Raw genomic sequence first — 13,402 nt, 5'->3', positions numbered from 1 at the left:
ATGGGCGCACGGGAACAGACGCTGGTCAAGCTGACGCTATCCGCGTATCGGGATCGGGATGGTCGACACCCGCTCGGCACGTTCGAGGCGATGTACAACCCGGAGTCGATCGAGGTGAGCTACAGCGCTGACTACACGCCGGAGCAGTATGTAAACGATCAGCGGCAGATGAGTCGCTACGTGCGTTCAAACCCGGGCGAAGTGAGCCTGGAGCTGATGCTGGACGCGATTGGCACGCGCTCAGGTGGCTCGATTGAAGCGCAGCTCGCGCACCTGCGCGCGTTGTGCTTCGATCTTGACAGCGGCACCGGCGAGCCGCACTTTTTGAAAGTGCAATGGGGCAATGTGCGCTGGCTGTCGGACAACGATGCGCCGCGTGAGTTTTGGGCGCGCATGACGCAGCTGGAAATCGACTATTCGATATTCAACCGGCAAGCTGCGCCCCAGCGAGCGGTGGCGCGTATTACGCTCGCAGCCATCCAAAGACAGCAGCGTATCCCAGCGCCGGGTCGGCTGGGCGGGGCCACGCCACTGCGCGGTCTCGCGAACCGGTATAAGCCGCGCGTGCAGGCGGGCGAGGTGACGCCGCACGCACCGGCACTGGATATTGCGGTGGAGTTTGGCCAAGGCGGCACTCTGAAGCAATTCCGGCTCACTGAAGTGGATGTGCAAACGTTGATTAATCGACTGCCATCTGCCACGTTGCGCTGGACAAGCGCATTAAACGAGCACGACGATTACGATGCATTGCAAGCGGATTTGGCGCAGTGCGCGCCGGACCAACCAGTGACGATCAAGGCCGCGGGCAACGTGCTCTTTGAGGGTCTGATCGTTGCACGCGAGGTCACGGTCCGCCAGGGTAGCAAGCGATTGACGCTGCGCGTGGCGCATCGTGTGCAACGGCTCAGCGCAACGCACCGCAGCCGGGTGTTTGCCGAGCAAAGCGATCGGCAGATCATCCAGGCGATTCTAAAAGAGCATGGCGTGTCGGTGAAGTGGGTCGGCGCCCATCTGGAAATGATACCGGCCAGTGTTGAGCTTAAGCACGAGCAGATGGTGCAATACGACTGCTCGGACTGGGCGTTTGTGCGCGCACGGCTGGCAGCCAACGGACTGTGGCTGCTGCCGCAGGCGCAAGTGTCGATCGGTGTGCCGAAACTGGCGATTGGTGCCCAGCATCGCCTGGAGGCCAACAAACCGACAAGCCCAATCGAGGAAGCGATGTGGCTCTCAAACAACCGGGACATGCCTCACGGCGTGAACGTGTCAGCTTGGAATATCGGCGAGCAAGCGATGCTGCCGCCCAAGCGCGGCAAGGCGGCCAAACTGGGCAGCCACGCATTGGACCCCGCGTCGCTCAAGACGCCGGTTGACCAGGCGGCGACGTGGTCGCTGCAATACGGTGTGCCGCTAAGCGCGACCGAGTGTGGTGCGCTGGCCAATGGTCGGTTGCTGGGCCAGCAGGCGATGGGTGTGCAGGCGCGTTTCACGCTGCGTGGGCAGGCCGATTACCAACTGGGTGAGACGCTGGAAGTGAAGGGTTTTGGTAAGCAACTCGATGGGCTCGGTGTGGTGACGGGCGTCGTGCATCGGTTTCGAGCCGAAGAGAACGTGTGGCGCACGACGGTGATGCTGGGGTTGGAGGCCGTTCGGGAGGTGGATGCACCCTTGGTGCCCAAGGCCCAGGGACTGACGGTTGGAGTGGTGGACACGTTCAAGGCGGATCCGAAGACGGATTGGGACCGGATTCGCGTCAAGGTGCCGGCGATTGATGAGAGCAAGCCGCTATGGGCGCGCATCACGCATCTGTATGCGAGCCAGGACAACGGCGTATTTTTCTATCCAGAGCCGGGCGATGAGATCGTGCTCGGGTTCTTTGAGAACGATCCGCGCTTTCCGGTAATGCTTGGTGCAATGCACAATCCGAAGAATAAGGCGCCACACAAGCTCGATGCAAAAAATGATGTGAAGGGCATGATCCTGCAAGACAACAAAAACGGGAACCAATATGAGCGCCGGTACGAATGGCTGTTCGATCGGGATAAGCAGGAAGTGAAGGTCAATTACTTCAACACAAAGACGGTCGACGGCGAGCCGAAGAATCAATTCAAGCTCAGTGACCAGGACGGCATCATGCTGGCGAGTCAGGATGGCGACATCCAGCTGAGCGCAACCTTTGGGCAGGGCAAGAAGAACGGTAACGTGCGCGTGACGGCGGACAAAGACATGACGATACAAGTTCACGACACGATCACGCAAGCGGTGGGTGATCCGAAGCAGGCGGATAAGCAGATTCAGTTGGCGATCGACGCGAAGAGCACGCGTCAGGTGACGCTGCGCAATCCGCAAGGCGATATCGAGATGCAGGCGGACAAACAGCTGAAGGTACACGCCAAAGACAAGGTAGGTATTCAAAGCGGCGAGGAAAGCGTCACGATTGAAGCCGACAAACAGATCAAGGTGAGCAGCACAAAGAAGATCGAGCTTGACGTGTCAGGCGGTGATGAGGTTGTGGTAAAGGCACCGAAGGTGGAAGTGGAAGGTAAGGATAGCGTGACCATCAACGGATCGAAATCGACGGTGTCGCTTGCGTCGGGTAAAGCGCAGATAGAAAGTAACAAAGTTGATATAAACGGTACTACGGCAGTCGATATCACCGGAAAGACGATTGACCTGAAAAACTAAATTGTGATGGGATCGATTCAAAACGAAGTTTAAATCTATTAAGGAGCCCATCATGCAAGACAAAGTAAATGAATTGTTTGGTCGCGGTTGGACATTCCCACCACGTTTCACGGCAGATACGTCGCAGAAAAGCAGTGTCATGCTGGCCAAGACGGCACGGGAAAATCTGCTGCAAGGTATGCGAATTCTATTCATGACGCAACCGGGCGAGCGGATCATGCGTGAGGACTACGGATGCGATCTGCAGTTCGCGATGTTTCACAACATCGGTGAGGCGCTGTTTGCCGAGCTGCATACGCGCATTACTGACAGCGTGGCGCGCAACGAGCCGCGCGTGGCGCTCGAGACGGTGTCGCTGTATCCGGATACGCAGCAACAGGGCGCATTGCACGTGGACGTGAACTATCGATTGGCTGACGGTGACACGGTGGATCGTATTTCGGGTGCGGTGAACATTGCAGACGGGCAAGGCGGGGGATTCTGATGGACCCGTTGAAGCTTGTGGTGTTGGACGGCGATACTGTGCAGTTTGACACGACGTTTGGGCCTGCGGTGGCGCTCAATCCGCCGGTCGCGCACATCGCAGGAAGTGGGCAATTTTCGGTGAATGGCAAGAAGGTATGCATCAGCGGTGATGAGGCCAGCGTGAAAGTACCGGGTGTGACATACCAATCAGGGATTTTTATGGGCGGAGTTGGAGAGGTGGTTATCGAAAAACTTCAAGAACAAACTGCGCCGAGAGTGGTGGGCGGAAAGCCGGTCATGGTCAAGGGAGTAAAATTTTTAGCGAAGCTTAAAGTAATAAGCAAAGCTAAATCAACTTCCAGCCCTCCTCAGGAAGACCCCATGTCGGAGTACCTTGGAACTGGAGAGTTTATAACCGAGAGCCCGACGCGTTCCACCTACGCCGGCTAGCGAAAGGCAAAAGCAGGCAATTTCTTTCTATCACCGAGATTAACCATGTCCGATCCGATTGTGCCACCCGAGACGGATTTTGTGCTGGACGATCGCAGCGTGCCACGACTGCTGCAAGAATTGGCGCAGTACAGTCGAGCATTGCCACCGGTAACGCAGGGCGGTACCGGCACGTGGGAGACGGTACTGTTTGGTCCAGAGCATGAACGTGACGCGGTGCTGCGCACTCTTGCGCAACTGGCCACTGGCCCCGAACAAGCCGATGGCCAATTGCCTGTTGCGCAAACGGTCGTGCTGGCGATGCTCAAATTGCTCGACACGCCCCGGCGGCTGATTAACCAGTTGCCTGAGCAACTGCGGGATTTATATTACCGCGATTATCTGGGCATGCTCGAGCGCGTGGCGCAGCCGGACCGTGTAATGCTCTCGGCGGTGTTGGAGGACGCGTGTCCCGAGCTGGTCATGAAAGCCGGCTTGGCGTTTGATGGTGGCCAGGATAGCGAAGGCACCGCACGCGTGTACCGGTTGGACCAGACATGCACGGTCAATCACGCGCGGTGCACGGATCTGCGCTGGTGTATCGGGTCACAGAAGGCGCGGGTGGCACGAGTGCTGTTTGATGAGGCGGCGGGCCAGGCGTGGCCAAGCGGCGGCGTGCGCCTGTTTGCGCCGGCACCCCAATCGATTTTGCCTGAGCTGAGCCCGGATGAGGATCGCCCAGTACGCGCGGCGCGGATCGTGACTTTGGTTCAGTTGGATCCGCCTGGCGACAGGACTCTACCGGAGCTGGTTGTCACGTTCGCGGACAACATTGATTCGTCGAAACTGCATGCGGAAGTGAGTGCGGGGGGCCATTGGGTCAAGAACAAGAACGCTCAACCCGATCCAAATAACTTTAAAAAAATCACGTTCTCGTTCGAGCAGGCGGACCTGGAGCCCGCTGCGGCGTCTAAACTGGATGGCTTGACAACGAGCATGCCGCTGGTACGGCTTTCATTGGTGGACGGTGGCGCAGTACCCGACGTGCAAGCGATCTCATGCATCGCGCCCAAGGTGGGGGCAGTCACGTACACACCAAACGCATTTGAGCAAAGTGTGCGGCTGCCATTCGGCTATGCGCGGCAGATCAGCCCCCCGTACGATGGCGATGAACTGTATCTTGGCATCCGGTCGATCGAGCCGGACCAGTTGTTGAGTTTGCATTGGCAATTGCGTAGTCCGCAGCAGTTAGTCTTCGACGAATGCAGTTACTTGGCGCAGGATGCGCAAGGTGGCCACTGGGAGCCGTTGGACGACGCATTGATCGATGGCACGAACGGTTGGTACACAAGCGGCGTGTGGTCGCTAAGCTGGCCGCACGATGCGCTCGATACAGCTCAGATTGAGTCGCCGCTGCAGCGTCGGATGCCGCCAGGGCGTTACTGGCTACGCGTGCGTGTCAAGTCCCCGGCCCGCGAGCCGTCGCAGGCCGCGTCAATGCCCGCGTATCCGTGGGCACACGGCCTGCACACAAACGCATTGTCGGCTACGCTTGCCGAGCCACAGACGATCGATGCGGCCCATTTCAAGCAGCCACTACCCGCAGGCACGATTGTGGCCACAGTCGATTCGGTGGACGGTCTGCAACGCGTGCTGCAGCCATGGCCGTCCGCGGGCGGGCGAGCGGCCGAGACGCGCGCAGCATGGATTGCGCGCGTCTCGGCACGCCTGCGTCATCGCGAACGTGCGCTGACCGACTGGGATATCGGGCGCCTATTGCGGGATTACTATCCGGGTATCCGCGATCTGCATCTGGCCGAATCGCGCGTGGTACGTGCGATGCAGCACCGTGCGCGTCAGACGATCGTGCTGATGCCTCGGGCGTCAACCAATGACAACGGCGATCCGCTACGACCGGCGTTCAGTCAGGCCCATTTGAACGAGATGCGCGATTGGCTTGCACAACGTGCGTCACCGTGGCTGCAAATCACCTGCTGCAATCCGGACTATGTGCCGGTCCAGGTGAGATGGTCTGTTACGTTCGCGCCGGGCATCAGTCGCGCGTTGGGCAACCAGCAGATCCAGCAGGCGTTGCATACTCATTATCTGGCTTGGAGTACGAGCGACGTATTGGTAAGCCTGATCGGGCAGCCGCTGGCGTATCACGAGATGATGCGGGTGATCCAAGCCTGCGACGTCGTGCAACATGTTGACAGTCTGACGCTCAATGGGCGAGAGGACTCGGTGGATGCAGCGGACACCGAGGTGTTAGTGCCGGTGTTTGCGTCGCCTGAATATGCGCAGGTCAAACTGGCGTTTTATCGGGAGCAGCTGGCGGGAGCATACTGGCAACGCGCGGTGATTTATGGCAATGGGCGAAATCAGGTCGAAGTAGCTTGCGTGATCCCGAAGAAGCTTACCCTTGCGGGCGCCGGTCAAATAGATATTGATGACCAGAAGGTCTTTTTGTATGACTGCGACACAGGCAAGCGTCTGGACGTACAGGGATCCCCTGCTGGTCCAAGCTGCACTAACCAAACCGGCCAGTACTGCTTGCCCGTGCAGGTTGCGAGCAAGCGGGACACCTTGCCGACGAAGGACGATCTGTGGTCGTTACACCGATATGTCCAGGCTGATCAGATTGTGGGGCGATATCGCATCGGTGTGGGTGCCGACGTGCCGCTATCGGATGGTCGGACCTATAAGCTGCGTTCGCACGATGCGGGCCTCGAACTGGGCCTGCAGGTGTTGCCAAAGGTGGATTACGCTGCGCCCGAAAATTGGTTGATCAACACGCTGCCGCCTGTGCCGCTTGCCGTGGCAACCGATGCACAGGTATCGGTTGAATTAGGCACGTATGTGCTGCAGGCGAACACTTTGTTGGTGGGACCGGCGCAGCTCACACTGATGCCGACGCTGCCGACGGCGTTAACGAGTCAGGAGTTGAGCAAAGCCTGGGGTACGGCGATCAAAATGCTGTCGGATGAGGCACCGCATGCAATTACGGTAAGTGATGATGCGATTCATTGCTGGTGGGTCGGTTCGGAGCCTTCCGAGTCTTCCAATTCGGGATCTCCTGAATCTCCTATAAAGCGGTATGGGATTAAGCAAGGCGCGACCATTGAAATCCCGCTGGGCGAGCACAGTCAATCGATTTCATTCGGGGACACGGATATTGTGTTCAGTCCGGTCCCGTGTCGTCAGCCTATGCAATGGTTGACGATCTACGGGTTGCATATCCGTTCGAAACAGACTGACCTTGCGATTAGCGGCGGCATTGAGCCTTATCCGATGGGCACACTCGATACCGGCGTGCCAGTCGCCCACGTAACGGACAGCTACGGCAATGAAGGCACGGTGCACCTAGCCATCCAGCGTGATCGGCCGGAAGTAAAACATAGGTGTGCGCAGACGCTGGATGAGCACTCGGATAACTGCTAATACAAAATAAGGTCGATTTATGGCGCAAGAGCTGACTGTCCCGGACGACGTGCGTGAACAGATTCATTTCGATACGCTTTGGTCCCAAGTGCAGGAGACCATCCAGGCCCATTCAGGCAAACTGTGGACTGATCCGAGCGAGCACGATCCGGGCGTGACATTGCTGCAGGCGTTGACCTTCATTGCGGCGGACGTAAGCTATCGGCATACGTTACCGCTGATCGATCTGCTCACACCTGAAGAACAGCCGCCGGAGAAGACGCAGGATCCCGAGTGGCAACAACAGGATAGTCTGATCACGCCGGTCTACGGGCCGCAGCGTGCGCTGACGTGCGGCCCGGTCACGCTGGACGATTACCGCCGTGCGTTGCTGGATCTGACGGTGGGCGAGAGCGGCAGCAGCCGCTTTTGTCTGCTCGATGCGCAGCTTGAACCGGCGACCTTTGATGCGCGTTACCGTTATCAATACGATCTAAAGACACTTGAATTCCGGTTCCCGATGCAGCCGGATCCCTCAGACTATGTGCTTGCTGGGAGCTATCAGTTGTGGGCCGCACCTCATCCAGAAATTTCGCTATCCGATGCTAGCGCGGCAGTCGATGCCTTCTTTCAGGCGCACCGGAATCTGTGTGAATCGATCCCCCAGGTGTGCTGGGTTAAGCCGGCACCAGTGCCATTGCAACTTGTCATCGATGTTGACGACGATCTGACCGACGATCAGGCGGTCAGCTTGGCGGCGAAGGTGGTGATGACGGTGGAGCACTGGTTCAATGCGCCGGTCGAACATGTGAGTGCGAACGAGCTGACTGGGCAAGGATATGCGGTCGATACGGTCTATTGTGGCCCCAAACTCGAACATGGCTGGATGACGCAGTTGCCCACGTTGGTCGATTACCGGCAAGCGCGCGTGCTGGACGTGCGGCGGTTAGTGATACCGCTGCAAGCGCTTACCGGAGTCAAGCGTGTAAGCGCCGTGGCATTGAAGGGAAAGGACAGTACCCAGTTCACGGTGCCGCCGGAGCACTATCCACTCGTCTGGCGCAAGGAGGATGGCAAGCGCGACTTGGATCAACTGCTGGAAAACGGCGGCGGCCTGCAATTTCGGAAGCGCGGACAGCAGTTCCCCGTGAGGAAAGAATTACTCGAAGACGAACTGAACAAACTCGATTGTCAGGCGCAGCAGCCTGCCCGACAATGTGAACGGCCCAAGCAGATGCCATATGGCCAATATCGGGATCCGGCGCGCTACCGCAGCGCAGGCTCGTATTTGCCGGCTTGCTATGGCTTGCAGCAGGTGTGGGACATGCTGACAACGGTGCCGGATGCTCTGTCAAAAATCGCGACTCGCGAGTCGGTACGTCAACTGATGCTGTTTTTACTACCGTTTGAGCAATGGTTGGTCAATCGCTGTGCGCAGCTGGCGCAACTACCCAGTGTATTGTCGTTCGATCGGCGTGAGGATCCCAAGCCGGAGTCGAGCATGCTGGATACGCCACTGATTTGGGGCGATGGGCAATTACCTGCCTATGCGCGCGGCAAGAAGGAAGTGCTCGCGCCAGAAGACGAGCCGAGCCGCGACAATGCGCGATGGATATTGGATGATTACATCGACGAGTTGTCAAAGTGCGCGGACAAAGCTGCACGGGACAACGAGAAAGAACTGCAGATCTTAAACTATCTATTGGGCTACTTTGGGGCGGGGCGGGCCGAGCGGACGCTGCTCAAAGTGAGCAGCACAGAGTTTCGTCGGGTTCAGCAAGCCTATCTGCGCCAAATTACCGCGCTGACCTATGATCGCGCGGCCATTAGTATCAGCGAGCCGTCAGCATTGCAGCGGCGCATCGCCGCACGTCTGGGCATGGGGCCGAGGTTGTTTAGTGGCCAGGGATTCAAGGACATTCGGCGTGAGGATGTGCCATTCTATTTGATTGAGCACCGAGAACTATTACCCGTCGCACCCGCCTTCGAGGATTTGCGTCGTGACTGGCAAGATATTCAAGATATTACGCACGACAGGCCCAAAGATCTGCTGACATTGACGCTTATGGCGGGAAGCGGAGTGGAGCGTCTTCAGAAGGGTCAACTCATCGACCTAATACCGAAAGACCACGATGAAGAAACTATCCCGCTGCTTGCAAATGTGGTTCATGACGTGAGCATCACCGGATCGGGCTATACGGTCGAGATCGATTTGAAGCAGCACCATCGTTTGCAAGGATCGGCCGAGTCGATCGTGGCCGATTATCAGGAGGGGAAATTTTGGCAATGGAAATTCAGTCCCGTATGGCTTAAGCGTAAGGTATATGACCTTATGTACCAGCCTTCATATCAGACGATAAACAGTCGGTTACAGGACGATCCCACTCAGAGGTGGAGAGTGTTGTGGATGGAAAGCTTCCCCGACGACTTGCTGCCGGGTACCACGATCACGCTGAGTAAATTCGATACGAAGCAGCCGATGTCGCCGCCTGATTTGCACACAGCGACGATCGTGCAGATTGATCCGGTCGCAGGCTGTGTGTTGGCTCAATGGGAAGGTTCTGATGATTGGCCAAACGATAAAACCTATCTGTGGAAGTGGTCGGCACCATACAAGCAGGATTTGTTCGAATTGACGCTAAGTGTGGTATTGCCTCGCGAGCGACTCAGGCAGGATCCGGTCGCCGATCCGATGGCCGTGGACCGATGGGTACGGGGCATCCTGGCTGATGAAGTACCTAGCCATCTCACATTTCAACTGCACTGGTTGAACGATGTTGATTTCCAGAGCTTCGGCACGCTCTATCAACAATGGCAGCAGGAAGGCCAACCAGCAGGTGATCTGTCCTATCGATTACTCGATTTGTTGTCGATTGGCTATGCACCGATCGACAACAGGACAGGGGTTGGGATCGCCCATATTCTTGATGAAAAATCGCAAGAAGAACTAACTATGTGGACCTGTCCAAATAATGTGGATACGCTTAAGAGTACACTGGTCTTCTATGTGGCAAAGGATTAATAGCTTCAAGTCTAATAGCGGCATACCCGCCGGACTGTCTCGAAAACTGAACTGGGTGGCAGGAGGTGCGTGACATGGCAAGGTCGAAAACCGAAAAGCAATCCGAAATGCAAAGTGCGAGCCCGTATCATCCAGAGCCGTCGTTGGCCGCGGTCCGTGACGCTTTTACCATAAAGCCAGGAATGGTCGCAGCGGTACCCCGGGCCGCCGATTTTGTGAACCTGATTGATTTAGCAAACCGAGCGACGCTGCTAGGGCTGGGTAGTGAGTCCGCACCCGGCCCGGGCTTAAAAATCGGAACGGCAGGAGCGGATATGGGCAAGGCGATGCTCAATCTGACTGATGCGAACGCAGGCGGATTGAACGTGGCGGACAACGTATTGAGTGTCGCGGCGGGGCCGGGACTGAGACTCGAGCGCAACGTTGGTTTGCATCTGATGCTGATTTCTGCCGGTGGGTTGCAGCTCGGGCAGGACACCGGAGCGCTCGATGTAAAACTGGCGCAATACAGTGGTTTGACATGTCAGCAACAGGCGCCTGATGAGTCGCCGCAACTGTCGGTCAATGCAGGGGCCGGTTTGGTGCTAACCAACACTGGGCTGCAGGTGCGGCCCGGTCGGGGCGTGGAGTTCGACGCCGAATCTCCGAGGCCCGCGCTGCAGATCCAGTGTGACGAAGGGGTGGCGAGTGATAAAGCCGGGGTGGCCGTGGCACTCGCGCCTAACGGGGGGCTGAAGTTCGACGGCAATGGCGAGCTGACCCTCGACCTTGAGGACTTGATGAGCTAGTCACGTTGACAGAGAGGCACAGAATCATGTGTATCGTTGCTTGATCACGCAACTCGCACGCTCTGAATCAGGAATGAAACCAATCATGACGGACGAATACAACGAAAACGGCAAGGGATCGAAAGCAGAGGGGTTAAAGAAAAGCTTTGGTTCGGGGCAGATCCCGACGCAGGCAACCTTTAGCGAATTGATCGATCTGGCCGACGTGGGGCGAAAAACGTTGGGGTTTAACGAGGGCGATTTTACGCAGCCCCCGCAGCCGGGTAGTGGGTTAACTGTGCCGGATGTCAATCATCCGCTGCAGGTAAATATTGCGGCGGATAAATCAGGCGGACTGAAGTTTAACGAGGTGACTCAAGCGCTCGAGTTGACAGTAGATGACAAGCAAAGCGGTCTAGTGCTGGAGAAAGACAAGGGGCTCATGGTTAAACCAGGGCTCGGGATTCGGGTGGAGGAGAGCGGCGTGGCGGTGAAGGCAGCGCCCGACGGCGGCCTTGATCCGACCGATGATGGACTGAGGGTCAAGCTCGGCGCGGGGCTGATCGTAGAAAAAGCAAATGAGCCGATCAAGCTTCATATTGCAGAAAAAGGTGGACTGAGTCTGATTGAACCCAATGCAACAAATCAGTTGTCGGTCAAGGTGAATCAAGACAAGGGCCTGGATATCGATCCAACGGGAGGGGTACAGCTTAAGGCCGATATGGGGTGGTTTGAGTTCAAGGATAAGCAGCTGAAATTCACCGACATACAGCTGACCAAATTTAAGGAGGCGGCCGTGCAGGCCGGCAGCGGTGCGTTAGGTAAGGCGGTCAGCGGCACGAGCACCGGTTCCAGGCCGAACAGCAACTCAAACCCCTCAAAAATGGAACAGGATATTGCCAAGGCGCTCAATGATGCCTACGGAGAAGGGTATAAAGCGGCGTATTGCGAGACGGTGAAGCCGGACGTGAAGAAGACCAACCCATTTATACTTGCAAAGTCTCAGTCCGTGAGCCTAAGGCAGCTGGCCTACGTGAGCCCGTCCCGGGGCGGCGAATTGTGTTTTACCAAAGGTAATACGCCAGACAATGAGTGGAAGCCGATAGTTGCGGACCTCAGCAGGAACGGCGACATAACATTGAGGAGCGCTGGACACATTGCAGTCCTGGTGCAGGAGTTGACGCAAGACCCCAAACTCTTGTCGCGTGCGGTACAACTCGAGGTCCAGGTAGGAATATTTGGCGCATGCGGCGTCGATTGCCTAAAGGGCGCTGATGGCAGTTTCGTCAGTTTCGAGTACAGCACGGACGAAAGCGGAGCCAAAGTCACCATAACCGCACGCGAAATACCCAGGAAATTTTTTGTGGCACGTCCAGCCCAAGACGACTTCAGCACAACGACAGGCGAGTTCAAGTTGGTAGTAGGAAGTGTGCAGGCTAAGTCAAAGCTGTTCTCGAATTCATCCGCGTCTGTCGTAATAAGGGCAGAGGACGACCCGAACGGCCGAGGAGGGAGATCGTCACGGCTCACGTTTGAGGTTTCTTCAGGGGATGTTGGTACTTCACCTGATGATAACCAGCCCGGTTCCAGCTTGCCAGGTAATCAGGGCTCCGACTGGCCAGGTAATCACGGTTCCGGTTGGCCAGGTAATCAGGGTTCCGATTGGCCAGGTCATCCCGGTTCCGGCTGGCCAGGTAATCCCGGTTCCGACTGGCCAGGTAATCCCGGTTCCGACTGGCCAGGTAATGATCAACCTCAGCCTTTTGACACGGAGTGGTGGACCCTGGATTTGCCCAATGGACCTTATAAGATCGCGGAGTACACGGACACCGACGGCGTGCGCTGCCAGGTGTTTCTCGCACAGGAATAGGGCCCAGTGGGAAGCGGCTAGACGTACACCGTGCAGGCCATACTCCGTGCTTTTCTTTGGCCAGCGGTCAGAGTTGCATGTGCGTTTGGCATTTCCGACCTTTCGTGAGGTTATCGCGTTGTGCTTGCTTATAAAGCCGTCGGAGTTTCATCGCATGGTTGGATAAGCGTAGAAGAGGTAGGGGTTGGCCGCGAACGCCTGATTGACGAGTCGGTGCAAGTGTGTCACGGAAGCAGGGGCGCCTCCGTGTTCAACAGACATGTTCGCAAGCTCGGAAGGAGGCTTGCAGCAGTGTCAGGCGTTTGATTACAAGGGCACATCGGTCGGCGACCCTACGACGAGCGTTTCGCCCCGCGTTTTCGCGATATGCGACAACGGCTCGAAGCGGTACGTGCTGCGTACCAGTGCATTCTTGATCCGAACCAGTTCGGTTTGCCAATGGAAGCGCAAATGCCAAGTATTGGCATGAGCGGAATAGTGGCGACGTTGTATGCACAGCCAAGAATAAGCGTTGTTGACGAGTACGCCGGACAAGTTGCCCAGTGGAATAGATTGCGCGTTGACCGAGAGAGGGCTGACGCGAGCGCGGCACAGGCATGCGTGACGGAAGGCAGAGCGCACGAGAAGCACGCGTTCCACTGCCGTATTCGCAATCGGTGCGATCGGCAACGGAGCGCAATAAACGATGAGGTAGCGGCATCGTGGTCTAAGGAGCGCTGCACCCGACATTAAGCGAGCAAATCG

8 protein-coding genes are annotated in these 13,402 nt (G+C 57.1%); 7 read left to right on the top strand and 1 reads right to left on the bottom strand.

Features of this window, described 5'->3' with window-relative positions:
- The 7 genes from RBRH_RS07480 to RBRH_RS07450 all read left to right on the top strand — a co-directional run bounded on the left by RBRH_RS07480 (position 1) and on the right by RBRH_RS07450 (position 12,658).
- Positions 1 to 2,685: a CIS tube protein gene (locus RBRH_RS07480; protein ID WP_013435517.1), complete on the top strand. Its 2,685-nt coding sequence runs from the start codon at positions 1 to 3 to the stop codon at positions 2,683 to 2,685.
- A 52-nt stretch (positions 2,686 to 2,737) separates the two neighbouring features.
- Positions 2,738 to 3,169, top strand: a complete 432-nt coding sequence (locus RBRH_RS07475) for a GPW/gp25 family protein (RefSeq protein ID WP_013435516.1) — start codon at positions 2,738 to 2,740, stop codon at positions 3,167 to 3,169.
- Positions 3,169 to 3,600: a hypothetical protein gene (locus RBRH_RS07470; protein WP_013435515.1), complete on the top strand. Its 432-nt coding sequence runs from the start codon at positions 3,169 to 3,171 to the stop codon at positions 3,598 to 3,600. Before RBRH_RS07475 ends, RBRH_RS07470 begins: the two co-directional genes overlap by 1 nt.
- Positions 3,601 to 3,645: 45 nt before the next feature.
- The gene (locus tag RBRH_RS07465; protein ID WP_013435514.1) at positions 3,646 to 7,020 is read left to right on the top strand and encodes a baseplate J/gp47 family protein; all 3,375 of its coding nucleotides are present in this window, start codon (positions 3,646 to 3,648) and stop codon (positions 7,018 to 7,020) included.
- 19 nt (positions 7,021 to 7,039) lie between these two features.
- The gene (locus tag RBRH_RS07460) at positions 7,040 to 10,021 is read left to right on the top strand and encodes a hypothetical protein (RefSeq protein ID WP_013435513.1); all 2,982 of its coding nucleotides are present in this window, start codon (positions 7,040 to 7,042) and stop codon (positions 10,019 to 10,021) included.
- Positions 10,022 to 10,095: 74 nt separating this feature from the next.
- Positions 10,096 to 10,809, top strand: a complete 714-nt coding sequence (locus tag RBRH_RS07455; protein WP_157864387.1) for a hypothetical protein — start codon at positions 10,096 to 10,098, stop codon at positions 10,807 to 10,809.
- Positions 10,810 to 10,894: 85 nt separating this feature from the next.
- A complete protein-coding gene (locus RBRH_RS07450) occupies positions 10,895 to 12,658 on the top strand; it encodes a hypothetical protein (protein WP_157864386.1) in 1,764 nt (587 codons plus the stop codon).
- A 306-nt stretch (positions 12,659 to 12,964) separates the two neighbouring features.
- Here the strand turns inward: RBRH_RS07450 and RBRH_RS07445 are convergent, their stop codons facing one another.
- Positions 12,965 to 13,297 carry a hypothetical protein gene (locus RBRH_RS07445; RefSeq protein ID WP_157864385.1) on the bottom strand — a complete coding sequence of 111 codons (333 nt, stop codon included), beginning with the start codon at positions 13,295 to 13,297 and terminating at the stop codon, positions 12,965 to 12,967.
- Positions 13,298 to 13,402 lie beyond the last annotated feature (105 nt).

Source organism: Mycetohabitans rhizoxinica HKI 454 (genome assembly GCF_000198775.1).
GTDB lineage: Bacteria > Pseudomonadota > Gammaproteobacteria > Burkholderiales > Burkholderiaceae > Mycetohabitans > Mycetohabitans rhizoxinica.
This window is presented reverse-complemented; position numbering and strand designations above follow the sequence as displayed.

What these genes read in the sequence shown, in the direction of transcription:
- RBRH_RS07480 (WP_013435517.1), top strand. Translation starts at nt 1, where the DNA reads ATGGGCGCACGGGAACAGACGCTGGTCAAGCTGACGCTATCCGCGTAT.
- RBRH_RS07475 (WP_013435516.1), top strand. Translation starts at nt 2,738, where the DNA reads ATGCAAGACAAAGTAAATGAATTGTTTGGTCGCGGTTGGACATTCCCA.
- RBRH_RS07470 (WP_013435515.1), top strand. Translation starts at nt 3,169, where the DNA reads ATGGACCCGTTGAAGCTTGTGGTGTTGGACGGCGATACTGTGCAGTTT.
- RBRH_RS07465 (WP_013435514.1), top strand. Translation starts at nt 3,646, where the DNA reads ATGTCCGATCCGATTGTGCCACCCGAGACGGATTTTGTGCTGGACGAT.
- RBRH_RS07460 (WP_013435513.1), top strand. Translation starts at nt 7,040, where the DNA reads ATGGCGCAAGAGCTGACTGTCCCGGACGACGTGCGTGAACAGATTCAT.
- RBRH_RS07455 (WP_157864387.1), top strand. Translation starts at nt 10,096, where the DNA reads ATGGCAAGGTCGAAAACCGAAAAGCAATCCGAAATGCAAAGTGCGAGC.
- RBRH_RS07450 (WP_157864386.1), top strand. Translation starts at nt 10,895, where the DNA reads ATGACGGACGAATACAACGAAAACGGCAAGGGATCGAAAGCAGAGGGG.